Raw genomic sequence first — 23,007 nt, 5'->3', positions numbered from 1 at the left:
TTTTGTGTGCTTCGCACAACCTATTGAAACTGGATTCCGGCCTTCGCCGGAATGACACTCAGGCGTTGTTGAGGCTAAAGGTGATTTGATGCAGTTTCGCATCGAACAATGGCAAGCCTGGGCACCCGGTCTCGACACCGTCGAGGCCTGGCGTGCGTGGGCGCATCAACCCGTTCGAATCGATGACGACAACGCGCAGCCGTCGTGCGATTTTCTGCCCGCCATGCAGCGGCGCAGGCTTAGCCGATTGGCGCGCATGACCATGCACGTTGCTTGGCCGCTGTGCGCGGAAGGCGAACAACTGCCGTTTGTATTCGCGTCGCGTCATGGCGAAACACCGCGCACGTACGCGTTGTTGAGCGACGTGGCGCAGGAACAACCACTCTCGCCCACGCAATTCGGGTTGTCAGTGCATAACGCCATCGCCGGCCAATGGTCGATTCTGCGCGGGCAACACGGCGAATCCGTGGCGGTTGCTGGCGAAGCCGATACGTTCGAACACGCGATGGTGGAAGCCGCGACGCTGCTGAGCGATGGCGCACGTTCGGTGTTGGTGGTGATCGCCGAAGAACGGCCGCCCGCGGCGTACGACGAGTGGATCGACGACGTGCCGTTTTCGTATGCTGTGGCGCTGCGATTGGGGGGAATCGATTCGACATCGGGCACGCGCGACGGCGAACGTTGGCAGCTGCATCTCGAATCGCATCAGGGGCAATCCACCGTTAGCACGTGGCCGCACGCGTTGGATTTCGTGCGCGCCTTATGCAACGGGGAAAGCAAACTCGACCATGCATGGAAATTGCGTCAATGGATGTGGCAGCGAATTCCGTAAGTCGCTCTAGCGGGAGCAACTATCTCTGGCGGCTGATGGCCACCGGAGCGAGCTTCGTATGGTTCGGTCTGGGCGGCTTGGTACTGCGCATGATCATTCTTCCGTTGCTCGGGTTGTTGCCTGGCGATGCATTGACGCGCCGGCGCCGCGTTCGCATGGCGATCAGCAAAGCGTTTTATCTGCATGTGCAATTTATGTATCGCAGCGCCGTGCTGGAGTACGACTTTCAAGGTGCTGAACGCCTGGGTCGCCCAGGACAGATCGTGATCGCCAACCATCCGTCGTTGATCGACGTGGTGTTTCTGATCGCGCATATTCGCGACGCCAATTGCATCGTCAAAGAAAGCATGTGGCGCAATCCGTTTACGCGCGGCCCCGTGCGCCGCGCGCAATACATCAGCAACAACGGCAGCCCGGAAATGCTCGAACAGGCCGCCGATGCGCTGCGCGAAGGGCAAACCTTGATTGTGTTTCCAGAAGGCACACGCACCGGGCCGAATCAGCCTCCGGTTTTTCACCGCGGTGCGGCGGCTATCGCGCTGCGCGGTGCGCAGGTGATCACGCCGGTTTTTATCTCGGTAAAACCCACCACGCTGACGAAAGCCGAACCCTGGTATCGCATACCGGAACGGCGCGTGCGCGTGACGCTGCGCGTGGGGGCGGATATCGCGCCCGACACATTCAATGCTTCCGCGCCGCTGCCGATTGCTTCGCGTCGGCTCAACGAACATCTGCACAACCTCTTTCTTAAGGAGCTTTCGCTATGAATGCCCTGCAGCAGGACATCGCGCAATTGATCATCGACACGCTCAATCTGGAGGATGTGACGGTAGAGGATATTCCGCCCGATCTGCCCTTGTTCGGCGAAGGACTCGGCCTCGATTCGGTGGATGCGCTGGAATTGGCGCTGGCGTTGCAGAAACGCTACGACATCCGCATCGCTTCCGATTCGAAGGATGCGCGACAGCATTTCACCACCGTCGCCAGCCTTGCTGCCTTTGTGCAGGCACAGCGGGACGCATGCGCAAACTAACCTCCATCCTATTGCCGGTCGTGGGGGTGCTCTACCCCTTCGTGGTGTATTTCGGCATGGACCGCGTGCCGCCGCCGATGTTCGCACTGGTGTTGGGCGCGATCTGGCTGATCCGCGCCCCGAGTTTGCTGAAAGAACCGGGCGGACGCTGGATGCTGACGGCCGCGCTGGTGTACTGCGCGTTGCTTGCGCTGAGCGGCGAGGCTGCATTGCTGCGCTGGTATCCGACATTGATCAGCGCGCTGCTTTTGTGCGCATTTGGCTTGAGCCTGAAGTTTGGGCCACCGCTGGTGGAGCGCATTGCGCGCGTGCGCGAACCGGATCTGCCCGATGCGGCGATCCCGTATACGCGCAAAGTCACCTGGGTGTGGGTGGGATTCTTTGTGTTCAACGGCCTGATGTCCGCCGCACTGACAGTGTGGGCGCCGCTGAAATGGTGGACGCTCTACAACGGCTTGCTGGTGTATTTCATCATGGGCGTGCTGTTTGTCGGCGAGTGGCTGCTGCGCAAGCGACTTCGGGGTGCGACATGAGTACGGCTCGCGATCCCGTTCTTCTGAGCGAACGTCAACACGACGGCGTCTGGACGTTGGGATTGCGCGTGCCTAAGGATCTGGTCTATTTCGGCGGACATTTTCCGAAGGCGCCGGTGCTGCCGGGTGTCGTCCAGATTGCCTGGGCGCTCGCTTTCGCATCCCAGCGCTTCGGCACGCCTCTGCGCTGCACATCGATGGAAGCGCTGAAATTTCAACGATTGCTGCGCCCGGACGATCGTGTGGATCTGACGCTTCGTCATGACGTCGATCGTCACAAAGTACATTTCGCGTACCGCTACGGCGATATCGCCTATTCGTCGGGCCGGTTGGCATGGAGCGCCAAAGCATGAACGAACACGTGGTGCAGGAACGTCACTGGTCCGCGCACAAGGAACGCGGTAGCCTTTTTTTGATGCGACTGACCGCACTTAGCGTGCGTGTGTTCGGGCGTCGCCTGCTCGCGCCCGTGCTTTATTTGATCGTGCTGTACTTTTTCGCATCTGCTCGCAGCGCGCGACGCAATATTCGGCAATACCAAACATATCTGGCCGCATGGAGCGGCGACGCATCGTTGCGCCCGACCTTGGGCCGCGTGTTCGGTCAGTTCATGGCGTTTGCCGACAATCTGTTAGACCGGCTCGATGTGTGGCGCGGTCGATTGCGTTTCGAGCAGGTGCAACTGGTCGATCCTTCGGGCGTACGCGCACGATTGCTGCGTAGCCATCATGGTGGTCGTGGTGAAATGCTGGTGGTCACCCATCTGGGCAACCCGGATGTGTGCCGCGCGATGGCCGAATTGAGCGAGCAAGTGCCGCTGAATGTGCTGGTGCATAACCGTCACGTCGCGCAGTTCAATCGACTGTTGGGCGAAGCCGGCGACCGCAGCATGCGGCTGATTCAAGTCACCGAACTGGACACGGCGATGATGATGGATTTGTCGCAGCGTCTGGACCGCGGCGAATGGCTGGCGATTGCCGGCGACCGCGTGCCGCTGCATGACGGGCGACGCCTCAGCGTGGATTTTCTGGGCCACGCCGCAGCCTTTCCGCAAGGGCCGTGGCTGATGGCAGGCTTGCTGCGCTGTCCTGTCAATCTGCTGTGTTGCTTGAAGGTGCAAGGCCGCTATCGCATCTATCTCGACCCGTTTCTCGATCAGGCGCAGTGGTCGCGCGGCCAGCGCGATGCGACCATTCAGAACTGGGTGCAACGCTACGCGGATCATCTGGCGACGCAGTGCTTGATCGCGCCCCAGCAGTGGTTCAACTTCTACGCTTATTGGCAACCGGCCTCGCCAGCCTCGAACAAGGAGACCGCCGATGCGCACTAGCGGCGTTCTGCAAACGGAAGTCGACGTGCTTGTACCGTTCTTCGACGTCGACTCGATCAACGTCGTATGGCATGGCCATTACGTCAAGTACTTGGAAATCGCGCGCTGCGCCCTGCTCGACGATGTCGGCCACAACTATGTGCAGATGAAAGAATCCGGTTACGCGTGGCCGGTGATCGACATGCAACTGCGCTACGTGCAGGCCGCGCGTTTCGGTCAACGGCTGCGCGTACGCGCCGATTTGATCGAATGGCAGAATCGATTGTTGATTCACTACCTGGTGCGCGACGCCGAGACCGGCCAACGCATCACGCGCGCCAGCACCGTGCAGGTGGCTGTTCACCTCGCCAGCGGCGATATGCAACTGCTATCGCCACAAGTGTTTATCGATGCGGTCGAGCAGCGATTGCACCGCGCCTCTCAACCTTCCACGCCATCCGTCGCGCCATGAATTACGCAAGCCCTACTTACGTCGAAGAAACCCGTATCGGCTTCCATTTCTTGCGCACCTACACGTGGCAGCATCATGTGTTGCGCGTGGCGATCAACGATTTGAAGCGCCTGATCGGCGAGCCGTTGCCGCAAGGCGGGGCTCTGCTCGACGTCGGATGCGGACAAGGCAAATCGTTTCGCCTGCTGCGCGATGCATTTGCGCCGACGCATCTGCTTGGCTTGGACGCCGATCCGCATAGCGTGTCGCTTGCGCAGGCCGAAGCCGATCTCGAAGGCATTCCAGTCGAATTGCATACCGCCGATTGCGCGAAGATTCCGCTGTCGGATGCCAGCGTCGATATCGTGTTCTGCCATCAGACGTTTCATCATTTGGTGGAACAGGAACGCGCGCTCGCCGAGTTCTGGCGCGTATTGAAGCCCGGCGGCTGGTTGTTGTTTGCCGAATCCACCAAGGCTTATATCGACACCTGGGTGATTCGCTGGTTTTTTCGCCATCCCATGGAAGTGCAGAAAAGCGCGGACGAATATCTGGGGATGCTGCGTCAACAGGGTTTTGCGTTTGACGCCAAACAGGTTTCCTTCCCTTATCTTTGGTGGAGTCGATCCAAGGATTTCGGCCTGATGGAGCGCTGGGGCTTGCGCGCGCCGCCGCCGCCCGGGCAACGCGAGGAAACGCTGGTCAACGCCGCGGTATGCAAGCCGGCATGAACACGTATCTTCCTTCTCTGGGCATCGCTTGCAATCTCGGCGTCGGCAAAGCCGCTGTCGCCGAGGCGTTGTTTGCAGGCGACGACCGTTGTATCCGCCCAGCGCAAGGATGGATTCCCGGACATGTTCCGCCGCTGGGCGCGGTGGATGTCGCGCTGCCCGCGATTCCCGAGCCGCTGATCGATCGACGCGACAATCGTAATAATCGTTTGCTACTCATGGCGGCGCTGGAAATCGAAGCCGATATTCGTGCAGCCATAGCGCGTTACGGTTCCGCTCGCATCGGCGTGGTGCTGGGCACCAGCACGACCGGCATCGAAGAAGCTACGCAAGGCATCGACGCGTTTCGCCGCAACGGTACGTGGCCGGCCGATTATCGCTATGCACACCAAGAGCTTGCGGCGCCGGCGGAGTTTCTCGCCGAGTGGTTGTCGCTCGCAGGTCCGTGCTACAGCATTTCCACGGCATGTACGTCGGGCGCTCGTGCGTTGTTGAGCGCGCAACGCTTGCTGCGCCTTGGCTTGTGCGATGCCGTGCTGTGCGGTGGCGTCGACACGCTGTGCCGCTTGGCGATCAATGGTTTTCATGCGCTGGAAGCGGTGGATATGCAGCGTTGCGATCCGTTCTCCAAACATCGTCGCGGCATCAATATCGGTGAAGCCGCCGCGCTGTTCCTGATGACGCGCGAGTCGGCGGATGTGCAGTTGTTTGGCGGCGGCGCAAGTTCCGATGCATACCATATGTCTTCGCCAGACCCGCAAGGTACCGGCGCGTTGAAGGCCATGCGCGATGCGCTTGATCACGCAGGCTTGGATGCATCGCGTATCGACTACATCAATCTTCACGGCACGGCCACCGAGCACAACGACAGTATGGAAAGCCTCGCTGTGGCGAGCATGTTCAGCAACGACGTGCCCTGCTCTTCTACGAAATCGCTCACCGGCCACACGCTGGCCGCGGCGGGTGCGTTGGAAGCGGCATTCTGTTGGTTGAGCCTTTCCGACAAACGCGCGGAACGTCGCTTGCCGCCGCATCGGTGGGATGGCGTGGCCGATCCGTCGCTCCCCGCATTGAACTTCACGCATGTGGGCAGCCACCTTCCCGCAGATGGCCGGCGTTATTTGATGAGCAATTCCTTCGCCTTCGGCGGCAACAATGCGGCGCTCGTGCTCGGGGATGCGGCATGAAGTCTTGGCCGATTGCCGACGTCGTGCCGCACGCGGGCGACATGATTTTGCTCGACGGCATTGAAGACGTGAAAGACGAACGTATCGTCTGCACGCGCATGGTGCGCGCCGGCGACATGTTTGTGGATGCCGACGGTTGCCTGCCCTCGTGGGCGGGTGTGGAATTGATGGCGCAGGCTATCGCGGCTTGGGCCGGCTGTCGGGCGCGCGCTGAGCAACGACCCGTGCAAATGGGCTTTCTGCTGGGAACACGCCACTATGTTTGCAACGTCGATGCGTTTGCGGAAGGAGCGCACTTGCGCGTCGAGGCGGAGCGCTCGTTTCACGACGAACAGGGCATGGCCGTTTTCAACTGCCGCATCGAAGCGCCCGATGGTTACGCCGAAGCTCGGCTGAACGTTTATAGCCCTGCCGATATCGATACGTATTTCAATCAGATTGCCGGGGAGACATCGCATGACTGACACCGTTCTCGTCACCGGCTCCAGCCGCGGCATCGGCCGCGCCATTGCGCTGCGACTGGCGCAAGCGGGCTACGACATCGTTGTTCATTGCCGCAGCCGCCGCGACGAAGCCGAACAGGTTCGCGCAGACATTCAAGCGCTCGGCAGATCGGCGCGCATTCTTCAATTCGATGTCGCCGAACGCGCCGCATGCGTTGCCGCGCTCGAAGCGGATGTCGAAAAGCACGGTGCTTATTACGGCGTGGTATGCAACGCGGGACTGACGCGCGACGGCGCATTCCCCGCGCTTAGCGACGAGGATTGGGATCTGGTATTGCGCACCAACCTCGACGGTTTCTACAACGTGCTGCATCCGATCATCATGCCCATGATTCGTCGCCGTCAGGCGGGGCGTATCGTTTGCATCACCTCGGTATCGGGTTTGATCGGCAATCGCGGTCAAGTGAATTACAGCGCCTCCAAAGCGGGCGTTATCGGCGCAGCCAAAGCGCTGGCGGTGGAACTAGCCAAACGCAAGATCACGGTGAACTGCGTCGCGCCCGGCCTGATCGATACCGACATGACCAGCGACGACGTGCCGCTGGAGGAAATCTTGAAAATGATTCCGATGCAGCGTGCCGGCAACGCGGACGAAGTCGCTGCGGCGGTGCAATTTCTGATGAGCCCTGAAGCCAGTTACATCACTCGCCAAGTGCTCGCTGTCAATGGCGGTTTGTGTTGAACATCGAATGAAAGATGCGCCGCAAGGAATGCAAGCCGTTCTTTGCTGAAACCATTAAAGGGAGAGAAGGTATGAAAGCAAAGGCTCAGATTCTTATTGCGTTGATGCTCGCGATTCCATGCCTGGCATCGGCCAAAGACAAAATCGAACACTATCCGTTTGCAAACGCGGTGGCCGAAGCCACGCAGTCGGGCAAGCTGGATGGCACGGTGAAATTTTATCTGGCTGGCAATCAGCCCAATGGACAGGTCACCGTCGTCAAAGAGAATGTGAGCGTTAACCGCAAGACCAACGCGTTCGGCAAGAAAGATCAGCCGACGTGCGATTGGGCGCTGCAGTCGGCGTTGATCAGCCTGCAGGCAGAAGCAAAGGAAGCTGGCGCCAACGCGGTGGTGGGCATCGTCAGCGATTACGATCAGGAATATCGCGACGGCGAGAAATACGAATGTCATATCGGCTTTCTCATGTCCGGGGTCATCATGAAAGGCAATTTGGCGAAAGTGCAGCCGTAATTGTTTCCTTAAACCGGGGCGAGCGGACGCATACCCTGACCTACGCTGCGCCGCGTCAGGGTGTTAACAGCCGCCTGGGCTACAATTGACGGGCTAAAGCCCCTTTCCCCGGAGTTTCTTATGCGTCCGTTTCCGCTCGGTGAAGAGATCGATCTGCTACGCGAAAGCGTTTCCGCCTTCGCGGAAAAGGAGATTTCGCCGCGCGCCGACCATATCGATCGCGACAACCTGTTCCCGAACGATTTGTGGCGCAAGATGGGCAATATGGGACTGCTCGGCATTACCGTGCCGGAGGAATACGGCGGCAGCGGCATGGGTTTCCTCGCGCATATGGTGGCGATGGAGGAGATCTCGCGCGCTTCCGGTTCGGTCGGACTTTCGTATGGCGCGCATTCCAACTTGTGCGTGCAGAACATTTTCCATAACGGCAACGAAGCGCAGCGCCGCAAATACATTCCCAAGCTTTGCTCCGGCGAATACGTCGGCGCGCTCGCGATGAGCGAGCCGGGCGCGGGATCGGATGTCGTCGGCTCGATGACGTGCCATGCCGAACAGCAAGGCGACGTATGGATCGCCAACGGTTCGAAGATGTGGATCACCAACGGTCCCGATGCGGATGTATTGCTGGTGTATATGCGCACCGCGCCACGCAATGTCGGTAGCCGCTGCATGACGGCGTTTATCGTTGAAAAAGGCATGAAGGGTTTCAGCACGGCGCAGAAGCTGGACAAGCTCGGCATGCGCGGCTCCAACACCTGCGAGCTGGTGTTCGAGAATTGCGAGATTCCGTCCGAAAACATCGTGGGCGAAGTGAACGAAGGCGTGCGCGTACTGATGAGCGGCCTGGATACGGAACGCCTTGTTCTATCCGGTGGCCCGATCGGTTTGATGCAAGCGGCGATGGATATCGCGTTGCCGTATGTGCGCGATCGCAAGCAGTTCAATGCTCCCATCGGCACGTTTGGCATCATGCAGGCGAAGATTGCCGATATGTATACCAAGCTGCAGAGTTCGCGCGGGTTTGCGTATATGGTGGCCAAGGAATTCGATGCGGGCGTCAAATCGCGTATCGATCCGGCGGCGTGCTTGCTCAATGCATCGGAGAATGCGGTGCAGGTGGCGCTGGAAGCGATTCAGACGCTGGGCGGCAACGGTTATATCAACGAATATCCCACCGGGCGATTGCTGCGCGATGCGAAGCTTTATGAAATCGGCGCGGGAACGAATGAAATTCGGCGGATGTTGATTGGGCGGGAGTTGTTTCATGGCAGGCAGTAAGGCCTGCTTTGAATGAGCTTGAAGGGTGCTTTAAGACTTCAACTTTCCTGCAAGGTTGGCCCCTCACCCCGGCCCTCTCCCCAAAGGGGAGAGGGCGTAAAAGGCAATCAGAACCGCAAGCTGTAGTTAACCGTTCCCATCGTGGCGCGCGCATGTTGCGCATCGTATTCGTCCACGCCCATCGATAGATTCGAGCGCGGCGAGAACGTCCAATTCAACGCAAGGCCGGCGACACCGCCGTAACGCGACAAGCCGATACCTTCGATCGGCGAGAACTGCTGCAAAGCAGTGAAGCTGGCATTCGGCAATACGCCGCGCATGGCGAATGCATCCTGCCATAGCAATCGTGCTTGCAAGCTCAGACTGGTGCCGTTGGCCATCAACCATTGACGCGTACCGCGGAAGCCAAGCCCCGCCTGCCACCGTTGAATCGATTGCGAGCCGGACATCAAACCAAAGCCGTCGCCACCGAGTTCGTTGAATCCGTCGCGCTCGACATTGGCGTATTGCAGATTCGCGTACGGCGTGAATTTCCATTTGCCGACATTGAAGCGATAACCGCTTTCGCTGTACGCGACTTGGTAACGGCCGTTACTGAAACTGGAGACACCGGCGGTCTGGCCGCCGAGCAGCAGTTCACGACGCGTATTCTGCCAATCGTTACCAACGCCGAAGCGACCCATCGTGTACCAATCACCGTGCACGAAACCGCCGTAGATCATGCCTTCCAGCGCACGGCTGAAACCTTGGTCGGCGGTCTGCTGCAAGTTGCCCAAACCCTGGCTGTGACTGATCGCGTAACCGACGATGCCGCCGTTACCGAACATCTGGTCGCCGCCTACCATCTGCCCGTTGAGCTGGAATCCCAGGTTGTCGTAACCGCTGCGCGAATAGCTGCCCTGATAACCCAGATTCTGCGACCAGCTTTGGAATTTGCTGGCGCGGCTGAAGGCTTGCGGATTGTCGAGCAGACTGTCGAAGCGATCGGACAGCGCACGCGTATCAGCGTCGATGGCTTCGAACGTCATCGCGGCGCTGGCGGCATACATTTGGCCGGACAGGCTGTCGAGCGATTGCTTCAAAGCTGCTGTGGTTTGCGTCTGCTGAATGCTTGCCGCACCGCTTACGAAACTGCTCGGCAATGCCTGCGCCGCCGAGCCGCTCTGGATAGCGCTGCTGATCGTGTTGAACGCGCTTTGCGTGCGCGCCGCGCCGGCGAGTGTCGCCATCGAATATTGAATGCCGGTAATGGTCGTCAGGTTCGCGTTGGTGACGTTGAGGTACGCATCATTCGGGTCATAAACGAGCGTCGCGTTCAAGACGACCGATGGCGCAGCCAATGGGCTCGTGTTCGAGAATCGACCGGTGAGTCCCTGCGAGGCTGTAAGAACCATGGTCCTCGAATTGATGATGTATCCCGAATCGGCACCGTAAACGTACAACTGCGGACCGCTTGCAAGTGTCGCGCTGCCGGTCACCTGCAACGCCGATCCCAGCGGTACCGCCAGTCGTCCGCCCGTTTGCGTGTAGTTGCCCGTCATGGTCAGGTTGGAACTGCCGACGACCAACGTGCCGTTGCTTACCACGTTGCCGGATATCAACGGCGTCGTGACCCCCGCAGAATTTCCCGTGATGGCCAGCGTGCCGGCCGATCCGATGTTGACGCTCGAATTGAGCGACACGGCATTCAAGGTGCCCCCGGTAACGGTGGTACCGCCCGTATAAGTGGAAGGCTGACTAAGAGTCAGCGTGCCCGGCCCATCCAAGATCAAACCGCCCGCGCCCGAAATGGGATTGTTCCAACTCGACGTGCCGTTGAAACCGACTTCGACATTGCCCCAGTTGAATTGCTGGGGACCGTTTACCGCTGCGCCGACATTCAACACGCCGTAGCCGAATGTGGGATTAGGCTGCGAACCGCCGAGCGGCGTCGCGGTGCCCAGCAATGTCTGCCGCACAAGGCCGTTGCTGAAATACGGATACGCCTGCCATACCAGCGCCGCCGCACCCGACACTTCAGGCGCGGCGAACGATGTTCCTTCGACGATGTAATACGAGGGGTTGGTGGTGGACGCCAATGTGTCCTTGTCGAGCACGATCACATCGCCCGGCGCCGCAAGACAATAATTCATCGCGCTGCCGCACTTGTTCGAATAGCTGTCCAATTGCGTTGGACTGTTGCTATTGAGCGCCACGGCCACTAGCCAGCCCTTTTGCAGATTCGCGTCGGACCCTTGAACCACCGTCGGCAACATGGCGATCGTGCTTGGATTGCTTTGCGAATCGTTGCCCGCGGCAAACACAACCAGTCCGTTGTGTTGTTCGACGAAGGACGAATACGCCTGATCGAACGCTTGATTCAACTGCGCGTTGGTCGTGTCCCAGGTAATGCCGCCCCAGGAATTGTTCATGACCTTTACGCCGGAATTGATCATCTGGCCGGTGACGCTCTGAAAAAACTGCGCATCGGACGTGGTGACCTGCACAGGCGGCGAAGAGCCGTTATCGTCGGGCGCGTTGTCGTCGATGATGCGTGCCGAAACAAGCGTTGCGCCAGGCGCAATACCGCCAGCGAAACTGCCGAACGACTGACCGGCCGCAATCTGCGACACCCAGGTGCCATGGCCGACCACATCGGGAATGTTGACGTTGTTGGTCGACGGGTCGACGTCGATGATTTCTTGTTGAACTCGACCCGCCACCGCGGGATTGTTTGGCATGATGCCGCTGTCGACCACACCGATAGTGACGCCGGCGCCGGTGTATCCCTGGTTGTGCGCGGCGTAGGTGTTTGTCAGCGCAAGCTGTGCATTGATGGGCGGCTGGGGAACATTCGAACTCGGCGACGGCGTTGGCGTAGGCGTCGCCGACGACGACCTGACATTGCTGCTGCCGCCCCCTCCTCCGCATGCGCTCAATCCCAGAGCAAGACTGATCAAAAGCGCCATGTCTCGGCGGCGCCATGCCTGCGTCCCTATTGTCATATCCCTCACCCAGTGAGCCGTGCGTAATGTCTTCACCCTTGTAGGAACGCCATTACTCCCATAACGGCGTTCGCTCATAGCTTATTCGGATGGTTTGTAGGATTGCGAGAAAAATTCGTTCCGCCAAATGCGTGATTTCTCACGAAAAATCCGATTTGCTGCTTTGCATCGTAGGCTGCGATAATTCGCAAGTTATTTCCTCGGCGCCAACCGCCTCAAAGCTCCCCCGGAGATCCCCCATGTCGGACGTCAGCGTTGTTATTGCAGGTGCCAAGCGCACCGCCATCGGTTCCTTTCTCGGCCAGTTCACCGGCGTACCAACCCCTACACTCGGCGCGACCGCTATCCGTGCGGCGCTGGAGCAATCGGGCCTCGATGCCAAGGATGTCGGCGAAGTGATCATGGGCTGCGTGCTGCCGGCCAACCTCGGCCAGGCGCCTGCGCGTCAGGCGACGCTGCAGGCCGGGCTTCCCGCTGGCACCGGTTGCACCACCATCAACAAGGTCTGCGGTTCGGGCATGAAAGCCATCATGCTTGGGCACGACTTGATCAAAGCCGGTTCGGCCGCCGTGGTGGTGGCGGGCGGCATGGAGTCGATGACCAACGCTCCGCACATGGTCAACGCGCGCGGCGGCCTTCGCTATGGCGACGCCAAGCTTGTCGATCACATGGCGTGGGACGGTCTTACCAATCCGTATGACGGCAAGGCGATGGGCGTGTTCGGCGAACTGTGCGCCGACAAGTACCACTTCACCCGCGAGGAACAAGATGCTTTCGCCATCGAATCGGTAAAGCGTTCCCAAGCTGCGCAGCAGTCGGGCGCGTTCGCCGACGAAATCGCGCCGGTCACCGTCGCCGGCAAAAAGGGCGACGTGCAGGTCGATACCGACGAGCAGCCCGGCCGTTCCGACATCGGCAAAATCCCCTCGTTGCGTCCGGCTTTCCGCAAGGAAAACGGCACCATCACCGCGGCAAGTTCGTCGAGCATTTCCGACGGTGCGGCGGCAGTCATCCTGCTGTCGGCCGACGACGCCAAGGCGCGTGGGGTAAAACCGCTCGCACGCATCGTGGCCCATGCCACGCATTCGCAAGAACCGGAATGGTTCACCACCGCGCCGGTTAGCGCGATCAGCAAGGTGCTCGACAAGGCCGGCTGGAAGGTTGCCGACGTGGACTTGTTCGAAGTCAACGAAGCCTTCGCCGTGGTGGCCATGGCGCCGATGCGCGAACTGGGCATTCCGCACGACAAGCTCAACGTCAACGGCGGCGCCTGCGCACTCGGCCATCCGATCGGCGCGAGCGGCGCACGCTTGGTGGTGACCTTGCTCAACGCATTGAAAACGCGCGGTTTGCGTCGCGGAGTTGCCTCGCTTTGCATCGGCGGCGGCGAAGCGACCGCCATCGCCGTGGAGCGTTTGGACTAAGTCTCGCATTGCATCAAACGACCGGTCGGGGGCGTATCGACCCCGGCTAGGTTTAATGCGGCTTAAAAGTTGTTTGTTGAAACCGGTAGCGCAGAAAACGTGAAAGCGCTATTAATAATCTGCCAATTGGCATTCCACGGCTAAGGAGATCCACCATGAAGTTAACGCGTACCCTTCTCGCCTCTGCGCTCGTCGCGCTGCTGGCGGCTTGCAGCAACGGCGCGCAGGACAGCGCACAGGACGCGCAGAAGTCGGCTGATCAGGCCCAGCAAGCTGCTACGCAGGCTGCTGACCAGGCTCAGAAGGCCGCTGCTGCTTCCACGGCTGCCACCCCGGCTGCTGCACCGGCTTCGACCGCTGCTGCTCCGGCTGCGGCTCCGGCTTCGACCGCTGCTGCTGCTCCGGCTTCCACCGCCGCGCCGGCTGCTGGCGATGCGATGAAGGCTGCCGCTTCCGATGCGTCGCAAGCTGCTGGCAAGGCTGCCGATGCAGCCAAGTCCGCTGCGACCGCTGCGAAGGACGCCTCCAAGGGCGGCAAGTAATCCTTCGTACGAAGCTGCATGAAACCGGCCACCTTCGGGTGGCCGGTTTTTTTATGGGCACAGCTCGAGAGCTTCGGTACAGATCGGCAACCCGGCCGGCTATCATCCACGGTTTGCCCCGATGGTTGCATCCGACACCATGAGCGCTCTCCTCTCGCAAATCGATCCCCGCTCGCCCGAGTTTCAGGCAAGCAGCACGCAACTGCGCACCCTGGTCGACGACCTGCATCAGCAACTGTCGCGCACCGCGGAAGGTGGCGGCGCCAAGGCGCGCGAAAAGCACACCGCGCGCGGCAAGCTGCTGCCGCGCGAACGTATTCGCGCACTGCTCGATCCCGGCTCGCCGTTTCTGGAGCTTTCGCCGCTTGCGGCGCACGGCATGTATGACGATGCGGCGCCCGCCGCCGGCATCATCACCGGTATCGGCCGCGTGCATGGCAAGGAAGTGGTGGTGGTCGCCAACGACGCGACCGTCAAGGGCGGCACCTATTTCCCGATGACGGTGAAGAAGCATTTGCGCGCCCAGGAAGTGGCGTTGGAAAACCGCCTGCCCTGCATCTATCTGGTGGATTCCGGCGGCGCCTTCTTGCCCATGCAGGACGAGGTGTTTCCGGACAAGGAACATTTCGGCCGCATCTTCTACAACCAGGCGCGCATGTCGGGATTGGGCATTCCGCAGATCGCCGTAGTGATGGGTTCGTGCACCGCCGGCGGCGCGTATGTGCCGGCAATGAGCGACGAAACCATCATCGTGCGCGAACAAGGCACGATCTTCCTCGGTGGTCCGCCGCTGGTGAAAGCGGCCACCGGCGAAGTGGTAGACGCCGAAGCGCTCGGCGGCGCGGACGTACACACCTCCACCTCGGGCGTGGCCGATCATTTCGCCGAGAACGACACCCATGCGCTGTCGATCGCGCGCGATATCGTTGCCAGCCTCAATCGCACCAAACCTATGCCGCTTGCCGTGCAGCCGCCGGCGGAACCGCGTTACGCGGCGGAAGAACTCTATGGCGTGATCCCGCAGGACACGCGCCGTCCGTTCGATATCCGCGAAGTGATCGCGCGTATCGTCGACGGCTCCGAATTCCACGAATTCAAAGCGCGCTACGGCAAAACGCTGGTGTGCGGGTTCGCGCACATCCACGGCTACCCCGTCGGCATCGTCGCCAACAATGGCATTCTGTTTTCCGAGTCCGCGCTCAAGGGCGCGCACTTTATCGAGCTTTGCAATCAGCGCAACGTGCCGCTGGTATTTCTGCAGAACATCACCGGCTTCATGGTCGGCAAGAAATACGAGAACGCCGGCATTGCGAAAGACGGCGCGAAGATGGTGACCGCCGTCGCGTGTTCGCACGTACCGAAATTCACCGTCGTGATCGGCGGTAGCTTCGGCGCCGGCAACTATGCAATGTGCGGCCGCGCTTACGGCGCACGTTTCTTGTGGATGTGGCCCAACGCGCGCATCAGCGTCATGGGCGGCGAACAAGCTGCAAGCGTGCTGGCGACGGTGAAACGCGACGGCATGGAAGCGGCCGGTCAAAGCTGGAGCGCGGAAAGCGAAGAAGCGTTCAAGGCGCCGATTCGCGATCAATACGAACGCCAGGGCCACCCCTACTACGCTAGCGCGCGCCTGTGGGACGACGGCATTATCGATCCGGCCGACACGCGCCGCGTGTTGGGGCTCGCGATCTCCGCGTCATTGAATGCGCCGATCGAACCGCAGCGTTACGGCGTATTCCGCATGTAGTATTTCTCTGTCGCTCAACGATGAGCGACATGAGGCTCAAGGACGTTTCAGGGGGCAACACATGATCGTTGGCATCGATCTCGGTACCACGCATTCGCTAATCGGCTATTACAGCGAAGAAGGTCCGAAACTTTTCCGCAATGCGCTGGGCGACACTTTGACTCCGTCCGTCGTCAGCGTCGCTGACGACGGCCATATGCTAGTCGGCGCCGCCGCGCAAGATCGGTTGATCAGCCACCCCCAAGCCAGCGTCGCCGCGTTCAAGCGGTGGATGGGCACGGCGCGCGAAACGCAGTTGGGTCCGCGCGTATTCCGTCCGGAGGAGCTTTCCGCGCTCGTATTGCGTTCGTTGCTGGCCGACGCCGAAGCCGCATTGGGGGAGAAAGTCCGGGAAGCGGTGATCAGCGTGCCCGCCTATTTCTCCGACGCGCAACGCAAAGCCACGCGCGCGGCAGGCGAACTGGCCGGCATCCGGGTCGAGCGCCTGATCAACGAACCCACGGCAGCGGCACTCGCGTACGGATTGCAGGAACGCAAGGAAGGCAGCCGTTTTCTTATCTTCGATCTCGGCGGCGGCACGTTCGACGTGTCGGTGCTTGAAATGTTCGAGGGTGTGGTCGAAGTGCACGCCAGTGCCGGCGACAATTATCTCGGCGGCGAAGATTTTCTCGACGCCTTGCAAACGGCCTGCCTCGGCGATCTGAAATTGCGCGGCGACGATTTTTCACCCGTCGAGCGAGGCTTGCTGCGTCGCAAGCTGGAGCTTGCCAAGCGCACGCTGAGCCAACAGCTGGAAGTCCGCATCGAAGGTCTAATCGGCAAGCACGATATTGCGTGGCACATCGATCAAGAACGCTTTGCGCACTTGGCCGATCCGCTGCTGCAACGCATGCGCATGCCGCTGGAACGGGCTCTTCGCGATGCGCATTTGCGGCCCGAGCAGCTCGACGAAATCGTACTGGTCGGCGGCGCGAGCCGCATGCCGCTGATTTCCAGATTGATCGCACGCATGTTCGGCAAGTTGCCGTTGCGCCATGTCAATCCCGACGAAGCCATCGCGTTTGGCGCCTGCGTTGCTGCCGGCTTGAAGAGTCGCAATGCGAAGCTGGACGAAGTGATCCTTACCGATGTTTGCCCTTACACGTTAGGCATCGACGTAAGCCAACGCGGCGAGCAAGGGCATGTACAGCACGGGATCTTTTCGCCGGTCATTCAGCGCAACAGTGTGGTGCCGATCAGTCGGGAAAGCAGCTATTACCCGATAAGCGAACGACAAACCAAACTGACGTTGCAGATTTATCAGGGCGAAAACCCGATGGTGGAAAACAATATCAAGCTCGGCGAGCTGGATATTCCGTTGAATCCAACATTGTCCATCCAGCAAAACGAAGTCATGGTTCGCTTCACGTACGACATCAATGGCGTGCTGCAAGTGGAGGCCACACCCAAGATCAGCGGCTTTCGTCATGAGATCGTATTGCAGCAGAACCCCGGCATGCTTAGCGACGATGACATTCGCACGCGCTTGGCTGCATTGTCGGAACTGAAAATCCATCCGCGTTCGAAACAGGAAAACATCGCCCTGCTAGCCCGCGCCGAGCGTTTGTTCGAAGAGCATCTTTCGGCTCGGGATGTGCTCCAGCAATGGATCACGCATTTTCGGCAAATACTGGAAACGCAGGACCATCGCCTGATCCAGGAGCACCGCCAAAATTTCAGCGGCGCATTGGATTCGCTGGAGACCCAGCTTTGAAGGGCGCGTTCGAGTTGCTCGGACTCCGGCCGGATGCGGATGCCGCATCCGTGAAACGCGCTTATGCGCGCTTGCTGAAAACGACGCGCCCGGACGACGATCCGCAAGCCTTTCAGCAACTGCACGCCGCATACAAAACGGCGCTCGCGCACGCGAACGCACGTCCCTCCCCGGCGCCGGAACAAACTGCGACCGTGACGCGCGCGCATCAAGAAACTACGCAGTCGCCCGCCGAAGCACCCGTTTCGACGCACGCGCCAGCACCATCCACCCAGGCGCCTGCTGCGACCGTCACGGCGCCCCGAGTGGACTTCAACGCGCTGGCCAACGACGTCATTCAAATCGCCGCGGAAGCGGAGAACCCGGACGCTTTGCGCCAGTGGTTGCAAAGTCGCCAAGAGTTCTGGTCCATCCAGGTTAAGCAACACGTTGGTCATCTGGTGCTGCAGCGTTTATTCCAGAAACCGCGCGCGATGGCTCCCGACCGCCTGGATACGTTGCTCGATTTTTTCGATCTGGACCACGTGCTCTCGGGCATCGACCCGATCGCGCTGCAAAAGCTGCGCATCAAGCAGATGATCCAATGGGAGTTGGTCCCCGCCAATTATCCCGCGCTTGCACAACGGATCGGCAAGCAATCCGGCAGCAAGCCGGACGTCGCCTACCTTGCGAAAGATATCGCGTTTTTGCAGCGCCCGTTCGCGTGGCCCCGCGCACTGATCGCGTCGTTGCTTTGGGGCCGCCGACATGAAATCGGCAAGCTGGTCCGCGCGTTGCTGGGCCCTGGCGGCTTCCAGGAACTGCCACCTTCGATCGATCGGCATCACGCGCAATTCTGGTATCAGGCGACGGAAAAAAACGGCCCGATGACCCAGGCCCGATTTGCGGTCGATTCGATTCGGATGCTCATCAAAGCGTTGCTCATCGCTACCGGTGTGTCGACCGTTTATTTTCTGATGAAGGCGTTTCCGCCCGAGTCGACATCCCAAATCGATGTTTCGGCAGAGCGCGTGACGGTAGTTTTCGCGGCGACAGTGGCCTGCGTCTTCGGCATTTGGCTGCTCTACATCGGAAGCGTGTGGTTCGATCGCTGGCAAGGCATGCCGGAGTACGCACCCACTCGCCGTCCGTGGCTCAAACGCCTCGCCATTCCGGCGTTGTGCGTGTTTGGTTTGATTTTGCCCGCATTGGGCGCACCGATTTTATCTGGCGCCATCGTTGTGGTGAGCTTTCTATTCGCCATACGAAAATTCAGACGCCGCACGAACGACAAAGATCATTTTCTCATGCGCATAACCGCTTCGACGCGCGCCATCGTCTGGATCGGCATCGCCACTACAAGCGCCTTGTCGCGCATGCAAGGCATGTCCGATTTGTTTGTTCCCTTTATGGCGATCGTCACATTCGCGATTTTGCTTGTCGATTTCTGGCAGCACCGCGCTTATGTGCACCCCAAACTCGCCGGTCGTTGATCGTGCAGCATAGCGTTCGTCAGATGCGCGCAAGTCACCCATCACGTTTTGATCGATCTTATTTTTCTTAGCGTTCACTCATTCGTGACGAAGGCGCACGCAGCTTAAATACGCGTACCGCCTGCCATGCGACAGCAAGATTCTTGTCATGCGCACCCGTTGAGATGCGCGCCTTCGGCTGCGTTGCAAACGCATCGCGTTTAAAGGGGAAAACCGGCATCGCCGGCCAGCCGAAGAAGCCGCGTAGGGAGCGCGGCTGCGGATCAGCGCAGGGAATGCGTCTCCATCCAACTGGACACAAGGATCAAGTCATGAAAAACCATAGTGAACGTTCTAACGTTGCGAAAACCGCTCTGTCTACCGCCTTGGCAGTCGCTTGTGCGTTCGGTATCGCCTCGACGGCAAGCGCGCAAGGCACGCAGACGCTGGTGATCGAGCCCGATCAAGGACTCACCTCGATCTACAGCCTGATCAACGCCGCCAAGTCGACGCTCGATATGACGATGTACGAGCTGCAGGACACTACCGCGCAGAACGACCTGTGCAGTGCCGTCGCTCGCGGCGTGAAGGTGCGCGTGATCCTGGACGTGAACCTGGAGAAGAGCAACAACACGGCCGCTTACAACCAGCTCCATAGCTGCGGCGCGAGCGTGGTGTGGGCGTACACGAAGTATCACGCCACGCATCAGAAAACGATCACCATCGACGCGGGCACGTCGAACGCGCAAACCGCGATCATGACCCTCAACCTGACGAGCCGTTACTACAGCACCAGCCGCGACTACGCGGTGATCGAAAACGATGCCAACGACATCACCGCTATCGAAAGCACGTTCGCCAAGGATTACGCACACAGCACGGTGACTCCGCCGGTCGGTGACGATCTGGTGTGGAGCCCTACCAATGCGCAGACGTCCTTGCTCAACATCATCAACAACGCTAAGTACAGTCTGTTGGTGGAAAACGAGGAGATGAGCGACAGCGCCATCGTCAATGCCTTGGCGAACGCCTGCACAAACGGCGTGAGCGTGCAGATCGCCATGGTCAACGACAACAACGATTACGCCAGCGAATTCGACACGCTGACCAACGCTGGCTGCAACGTGAGCACGTATCCCGACACCAGCACGGGTTTCTATATTCACGCTAAGGCGATCTTGGCCGACTATGGCCAGACGTCAGCCGTGGCGTTCGTAGGTTCGGAAAATTTCTCCAGCGCATCATTGACGGAGAATCGCGAACTCGGTTTGACCACAACCAACGCAAGCATCATGCAACAGCTCGAAACGACCATCAGCAACGACTACGCGGGCGGTACGCCCTGGTAATCGATGCGGCGGTTATTCGCTAATGATCTGTTCCCTCTCGGGACGCCGAGGGGGAGCAGTTCGCGCGCACTGCAGAGGTTCAGTGTTGTCGCGGACGGAAATGCAACGGCACGGCGTCGCGATGCGCGCTGGCCGGCGGTTTCGGGCCGCACGCACCGCAGGTGCTGCAACCGTCGCTGCAATTGCCGGTGGCTTGTTTCGGCTGCAAATGGCGACCGAACGAACGAACCCATGCCGCGTGCCCAGGTCGGGCGAAATGAATCGACGCCGCGGCAAGCCAACGATTGGTGAGTTGCGGCGCCAGCTTGCGAAACGCGACCAACGCGCTGATCGACACGACCAGCCCGATCACCACGTATTGAACCAGCAAACTCGTGCTCACACGAACAACCTCGCGACTTGATACGTGATCAGCGACGCCGCGTAAGCCACGACAAACATGTAGCTGAACGAGATCGCTACATTGCGCCACGAATTGGTTTCGCGACGAATCACCGCCAGCGTGGACATGCATTGCGGCGCAAACGCAAACCACACCAGCAACGACAACGCCGTGGCCAGCGAGAAGTTTCCGGTCAGCGCATGCGCGAGACCGCCCTGCGCCGCGTCGCCACTGACCGCGTAGACGGTCGCCAGCGTCGCCACCGCCGTTTCGCGCGCGGCGAACGCGGGAATCAGCGACAAACTGATCTGCCAGTTAAAACCCAACGGCGCAAAGATGTGCTGCAGGAATCTGCCGAGATAACCGGCAAAGCTGTAATTGATGGCCGGACCGATCGCACCTGCGGGCGGCGCCGGGAAGGTGGAGATAAACCACATCAACACCGTCAACGCCAGAATCACACCCGTGAGGCGCTTGAGAAAGATCGCGCCGCGTTCCCACAAACCGATGGCGACGTCGCGCACTCTGGGCAAGCGATACGAAGGCAGTTCCATTAGCAACGCGTGTTCGCTCTTATCGCGGCGAACGCGCTTGATGACCCAGCCCACCGCCATCGCGCCGGCGATGCCCGCCACATACAGGGCGAACAACACCACGCCTTGCAGATTGAAAATGCCCAACACGCGACGCGTCGGAATAAATGCGCCGATCAGCAATGCGTACACCGGCAAGCGCGCCGAGCACGTCATCAAAGGCGCGACGAGAATGGTCGCGAGACGATCGCGCGGATCGGTGATGCTGCGCGTACCCATGATGCCGGGAATCGCGCACGCGAAACTCGACAACAACGGAATAAACGAACGCCCGGTCAATCCCACCGACACCATCAATCGGTCGAGCAGGAACGCGGCGCGCGGTAGGTAACCCGATTCTTCCAGCATCAGAATGAAGAAGAACAACACCAGGATCACGGGCAAAAATCCGAGCACCGTGCCGATGCCGCCGAACAAACCGTTGACCACCAGACCTTGCAGCGGACCTTCCGGCAACACGGTCGCCACGTGCGCGCCGAGCCACGCGAACCCTTGACCGATCAGATCGCTCATCGGCTTGCCCGAGGCGTACACCGCCTGGAACACGAGAAACATCACCAAGGCCAAGGTCAGCAAGCCGAATACCGGATGCAACGCCCAGCGGTCGAGCGCGTCGTCGATGCGCGCGGTAGCGCGCGGCATGGCGACCGTTTCCGCCAGCAGCTGACGCACTTCATCGTGCAAGCTGGCGCGGCTTTCGGGATCGTCGGGCAAGGCGACCGGCGCATCTGGCAAATCGCCGTCGACACGTTCGACCAAGGCGCGCGTGCCGCCGCGTTTCACCGCGATGGTTTCCACCACCGGAATGCCGAGACGTCGCTGCAGTTTCGGCACATCGATAACGATGCCGCGATGGCGCGCCGCGTCCATCATGTTCAACGCAAGCACCACGGGACGACCGAGGCGTTTCACTTCCAGTACGAAGCGCAGATGCAAACGCAAATTCGTCGCATCGGCCACGCAGATGATCAGATCGGGCGCCGCTTCGCCGGGATAGTTGCCTTCCAGCACGTCGCGGGTGATTTGCTCGTCGGGGCTGGCGGCGTCGAAACTGTACGTGCCGGGCAGATCCAAAATCTGCATCACGCGGCCGGACGGCGCGGTGAATCGACCTTCTTTGCGTTCGACGGTCACGCCGGCGTAATTCGCCACTTTCTGGCGGCCGCCCGTCAGCTGATTGAACAGCGCCGTCTTGCCGCAATTGGGATTGCCGACCAGGGCGATGCGCAAAGAACCGGCGCTCATGCGACCTCCTGCACCGCGACGCGCGCGGCTTCGGCGCGGCGCAACGCAAAGCGCGTCGAGCCGATCTGGATCAGCAACGGGTCCGCACCCACCGGACCACTCGCCACCAGCTTCACGCGTTCGCCCGCGACAAAACCCAGGTCGCGCAGGCGTTGCGCGATCAGATCGTTGGCATGGGCATCTTCGACTCGTTCAACCACAGCGGACGCACCTTTCGGCAAATCGGACAGGCGCACAGTTGTTACGCTTCTAAATAAGAATGGTTCGCATTGTAACCTCTTTTCGCATATGGTGCAGCGGGGTGCCCAAAGCAAGGGGCTAACGTCCAATCCGCCCGTTCGCAGGCCAAATCATTGGGGCCTGTTCGCACTATTTGCGTGGCCCGCGCCGGGAGCTGTTTACGCGCCAGCCAAGGAAGAGCGAGGGAGTGTACGTCCGTACACGACTGAGCGATGACGCCGGATGGCGTGCAAACAGACCCGGCCC

Annotated in this window: 23 protein-coding genes; 19 read left to right on the top strand and 4 right to left on the bottom strand. The window is 60.1% G+C overall.

All coding sequences use genetic code 11. From position 1 onward, the window contains the following. Positions 1–88 precede the first annotated feature (88 nt). From L0U79_RS08650 to L0U79_RS08590, 13 genes are all read left to right on the top strand, one after another. Complete coding sequence (locus L0U79_RS08650; protein ID WP_233841455.1) at positions 89–832, top strand: beta-ketoacyl synthase chain length factor; 744 nt, start codon at positions 89–91, stop codon at positions 830–832. 35 nt (positions 833–867) lie between these two features. Continuing rightward, positions 868–1,599, top strand: coding sequence for a lysophospholipid acyltransferase family protein (locus L0U79_RS08645; RefSeq protein ID WP_233841454.1), 732 nt, complete (start codon positions 868–870; stop codon positions 1,597–1,599). Next, positions 1,596–1,865, top strand: coding sequence for a phosphopantetheine-binding protein (locus L0U79_RS08640; protein ID WP_233841453.1), 270 nt, complete (start codon positions 1,596–1,598; stop codon positions 1,863–1,865). Before L0U79_RS08645 ends, L0U79_RS08640 begins: the two co-directional genes overlap by 4 nt. Next, positions 1,853–2,398, top strand: coding sequence for a hypothetical protein (locus L0U79_RS08635; RefSeq protein ID WP_233841452.1), 546 nt, complete (start codon positions 1,853–1,855; stop codon positions 2,396–2,398). Before L0U79_RS08640 ends, L0U79_RS08635 begins: the two co-directional genes overlap by 13 nt. Then, a complete protein-coding gene (locus L0U79_RS08630; RefSeq protein ID WP_233841451.1) occupies positions 2,395–2,751 on the top strand; it encodes an acyl-CoA synthetase in 357 nt (118 codons plus the stop codon). Before L0U79_RS08635 ends, L0U79_RS08630 begins: the two co-directional genes overlap by 4 nt. Beyond that, positions 2,748–3,728, top strand: coding sequence for a glycosyl transferase (locus L0U79_RS08625; RefSeq protein WP_233841450.1), 981 nt, complete (start codon positions 2,748–2,750; stop codon positions 3,726–3,728). The genes L0U79_RS08630 and L0U79_RS08625 overlap by 4 nt, the downstream gene beginning before the upstream one ends. Then, positions 3,718–4,179, top strand: coding sequence for an acyl-CoA thioesterase (locus L0U79_RS08620; protein WP_345778428.1), 462 nt, complete (start codon positions 3,718–3,720; stop codon positions 4,177–4,179). The genes L0U79_RS08625 and L0U79_RS08620 overlap by 11 nt, the downstream gene beginning before the upstream one ends. Next, positions 4,176–4,889 carry a class I SAM-dependent methyltransferase gene (locus tag L0U79_RS08615; protein WP_233841449.1) on the top strand — a complete coding sequence of 238 codons (714 nt, stop codon included), beginning with the start codon at positions 4,176–4,178 and terminating at the stop codon, positions 4,887–4,889. Before L0U79_RS08620 ends, L0U79_RS08615 begins: the two co-directional genes overlap by 4 nt. Continuing rightward, entirely contained in the window at positions 4,886–6,076 is a 1,191-nt protein-coding gene (locus L0U79_RS08610; protein ID WP_233841448.1) for a beta-ketoacyl-ACP synthase, read from the top strand. The genes L0U79_RS08615 and L0U79_RS08610 overlap by 4 nt, the downstream gene beginning before the upstream one ends. Further along, on the top strand, positions 6,073–6,540 hold the full coding sequence (locus L0U79_RS08605; RefSeq protein ID WP_233841447.1) for a hotdog family protein: 468 nt from the start codon (positions 6,073–6,075) through the stop codon (positions 6,538–6,540). Before L0U79_RS08610 ends, L0U79_RS08605 begins: the two co-directional genes overlap by 4 nt. Then, complete coding sequence (gene fabG / locus L0U79_RS08600; RefSeq protein ID WP_233841446.1) at positions 6,533–7,261, top strand: 3-oxoacyl-ACP reductase FabG; 729 nt, start codon at positions 6,533–6,535, stop codon at positions 7,259–7,261. Before L0U79_RS08605 ends, fabG begins: the two co-directional genes overlap by 8 nt. 71 nt (positions 7,262–7,332) lie before the next feature. Beyond that, positions 7,333–7,773 (top strand): excinuclease, encoded by a 441-nt coding sequence (locus L0U79_RS08595; RefSeq protein ID WP_233841445.1) that lies wholly within the window; start codon positions 7,333–7,335, stop codon positions 7,771–7,773. A 120-nt stretch (positions 7,774–7,893) separates the two neighbouring features. Beyond that, positions 7,894–9,051, top strand: a complete 1,158-nt coding sequence (locus L0U79_RS08590; RefSeq protein ID WP_233841444.1) for an isovaleryl-CoA dehydrogenase — start codon at positions 7,894–7,896, stop codon at positions 9,049–9,051. Between the two features lie 107 nt (positions 9,052–9,158). On the opposite strand, the gene L0U79_RS08585 is transcribed toward L0U79_RS08590, so the two are convergent. Next, a complete protein-coding gene (locus L0U79_RS08585; RefSeq protein WP_233841443.1) occupies positions 9,159–11,999 on the bottom strand; it encodes an autotransporter serine protease in 2,841 nt (946 codons plus the stop codon). Between the two features lie 275 nt (positions 12,000–12,274). On the opposite strand from L0U79_RS08585, the gene L0U79_RS08580 reads away from it, so the two are divergent. The 6 genes from L0U79_RS08580 (at position 12,275) to L0U79_RS08555 (ending at position 20,301) form a co-directional block, all read left to right on the top strand. Next, positions 12,275–13,459: an acetyl-CoA C-acyltransferase gene (locus tag L0U79_RS08580; RefSeq protein WP_233841442.1), complete on the top strand. Its 1,185-nt coding sequence runs from the start codon at positions 12,275–12,277 to the stop codon at positions 13,457–13,459. Positions 13,460–13,614: 155 nt separating this feature from the next. Further along, positions 13,615–14,001: a hypothetical protein gene (locus L0U79_RS08575; RefSeq protein ID WP_233841441.1), complete on the top strand. Its 387-nt coding sequence runs from the start codon at positions 13,615–13,617 to the stop codon at positions 13,999–14,001. 139 nt (positions 14,002–14,140) lie between these two features. After that, entirely contained in the window at positions 14,141–15,748 is a 1,608-nt protein-coding gene (locus L0U79_RS08570) for a carboxyl transferase domain-containing protein (protein WP_233841440.1), read from the top strand. A gap of 61 nt (positions 15,749–15,809) precedes the next feature. Next, on the top strand, positions 15,810–17,501 hold the full coding sequence (locus L0U79_RS08565) for a molecular chaperone HscC (protein WP_233841439.1): 1,692 nt from the start codon (positions 15,810–15,812) through the stop codon (positions 17,499–17,501). Positions 17,502–17,551: 50 nt separating this feature from the next. Continuing rightward, complete coding sequence (locus L0U79_RS08560) at positions 17,552–18,973, top strand: hypothetical protein (RefSeq protein ID WP_233841438.1); 1,422 nt, start codon at positions 17,552–17,554, stop codon at positions 18,971–18,973. Between the two features lie 311 nt (positions 18,974–19,284). Beyond that, a complete protein-coding gene (locus L0U79_RS08555) occupies positions 19,285–20,301 on the top strand; it encodes a phospholipase D-like domain-containing protein (RefSeq protein WP_233841437.1) in 1,017 nt (338 codons plus the stop codon). Positions 20,302–20,380: 79 nt separating this feature from the next. Here the strand turns inward: L0U79_RS08555 and L0U79_RS08550 are convergent, their stop codons facing one another. The 3 genes from L0U79_RS08550 to L0U79_RS08540 are packed head-to-tail and all read right to left on the bottom strand — an operon-like array spanning position 20,381 to position 22,757. Further along, positions 20,381–20,683 (bottom strand): DUF6587 family protein, encoded by a 303-nt coding sequence (locus L0U79_RS08550; RefSeq protein ID WP_233841436.1) that lies wholly within the window; start codon positions 20,681–20,683, stop codon positions 20,381–20,383. Continuing rightward, the gene (locus tag L0U79_RS08545; RefSeq protein WP_233841435.1) at positions 20,680–22,521 is read right to left on the bottom strand and encodes a ferrous iron transporter B; all 1,842 of its coding nucleotides are present in this window, start codon (positions 22,519–22,521) and stop codon (positions 20,680–20,682) included. The genes L0U79_RS08550 and L0U79_RS08545 overlap by 4 nt, the downstream gene beginning before the upstream one ends. Continuing rightward, positions 22,518–22,757, bottom strand: coding sequence for a FeoA family protein (locus L0U79_RS08540; protein WP_233841434.1), 240 nt, complete (start codon positions 22,755–22,757; stop codon positions 22,518–22,520). Before L0U79_RS08540 ends, L0U79_RS08545 begins: the two co-directional genes overlap by 4 nt. Between the last annotated feature and the right edge of the window lie 250 nt (positions 22,758–23,007).

The organism is Dyella sp. 2HG41-7, assembly GCF_021390675.1.
GTDB lineage: Bacteria > Pseudomonadota > Gammaproteobacteria > Xanthomonadales > Rhodanobacteraceae > Dyella_B.
This window is presented reverse-complemented; position numbering and strand designations above follow the sequence as displayed.

What these genes read in the sequence shown, in the direction of transcription:
- L0U79_RS08565 (WP_233841439.1), top strand. Translation starts at nt 15,810, where the DNA reads ATGATCGTTGGCATCGATCTCGGTACCACGCATTCGCTAATCGGCTAT.
- L0U79_RS08555 (WP_233841437.1), top strand. Translation starts at nt 19,285, where the DNA reads ATGAAAAACCATAGTGAACGTTCTAACGTTGCGAAAACCGCTCTGTCT.
- L0U79_RS08590 (WP_233841444.1), top strand. Translation starts at nt 7,894, where the DNA reads ATGCGTCCGTTTCCGCTCGGTGAAGAGATCGATCTGCTACGCGAAAGC.
- L0U79_RS08595 (WP_233841445.1), top strand. Translation starts at nt 7,333, where the DNA reads ATGAAAGCAAAGGCTCAGATTCTTATTGCGTTGATGCTCGCGATTCCA.
- L0U79_RS08640 (WP_233841453.1), top strand. Translation starts at nt 1,596, where the DNA reads ATGAATGCCCTGCAGCAGGACATCGCGCAATTGATCATCGACACGCTC.
- L0U79_RS08575 (WP_233841441.1), top strand. Translation starts at nt 13,615, where the DNA reads ATGAAGTTAACGCGTACCCTTCTCGCCTCTGCGCTCGTCGCGCTGCTG.
- L0U79_RS08580 (WP_233841442.1), top strand. Translation starts at nt 12,275, where the DNA reads ATGTCGGACGTCAGCGTTGTTATTGCAGGTGCCAAGCGCACCGCCATC.
- L0U79_RS08650 (WP_233841455.1), top strand. Translation starts at nt 89, where the DNA reads ATGCAGTTTCGCATCGAACAATGGCAAGCCTGGGCACCCGGTCTCGAC.
- L0U79_RS08635 (WP_233841452.1), top strand. Translation starts at nt 1,853, where the DNA reads ATGCGCAAACTAACCTCCATCCTATTGCCGGTCGTGGGGGTGCTCTAC.
- L0U79_RS08630 (WP_233841451.1), top strand. Translation starts at nt 2,395, where the DNA reads ATGAGTACGGCTCGCGATCCCGTTCTTCTGAGCGAACGTCAACACGAC.
- L0U79_RS08585 (WP_233841443.1), bottom strand. Translation starts at nt 11,999, where the DNA reads ATGGCGCTTTTGATCAGTCTTGCTCTGGGATTGAGCGCATGCGGAGGA.
- L0U79_RS08610 (WP_233841448.1), top strand. Translation starts at nt 4,886, where the DNA reads ATGAACACGTATCTTCCTTCTCTGGGCATCGCTTGCAATCTCGGCGTC.
- L0U79_RS08620 (WP_345778428.1), top strand. Translation starts at nt 3,718, where the DNA reads ATGCGCACTAGCGGCGTTCTGCAAACGGAAGTCGACGTGCTTGTACCG.
- L0U79_RS08605 (WP_233841447.1), top strand. Translation starts at nt 6,073, where the DNA reads ATGAAGTCTTGGCCGATTGCCGACGTCGTGCCGCACGCGGGCGACATG.
- L0U79_RS08615 (WP_233841449.1), top strand. Translation starts at nt 4,176, where the DNA reads ATGAATTACGCAAGCCCTACTTACGTCGAAGAAACCCGTATCGGCTTC.
- L0U79_RS08545 (WP_233841435.1), bottom strand. Translation starts at nt 22,521, where the DNA reads ATGAGCGCCGGTTCTTTGCGCATCGCCCTGGTCGGCAATCCCAATTGC.
- L0U79_RS08570 (WP_233841440.1), top strand. Translation starts at nt 14,141, where the DNA reads ATGAGCGCTCTCCTCTCGCAAATCGATCCCCGCTCGCCCGAGTTTCAG.
- L0U79_RS08625 (WP_233841450.1), top strand. Translation starts at nt 2,748, where the DNA reads ATGAACGAACACGTGGTGCAGGAACGTCACTGGTCCGCGCACAAGGAA.
- fabG (WP_233841446.1), top strand. Translation starts at nt 6,533, where the DNA reads ATGACTGACACCGTTCTCGTCACCGGCTCCAGCCGCGGCATCGGCCGC.
- L0U79_RS08645 (WP_233841454.1), top strand. Translation starts at nt 868, where the DNA reads ATGGCCACCGGAGCGAGCTTCGTATGGTTCGGTCTGGGCGGCTTGGTA.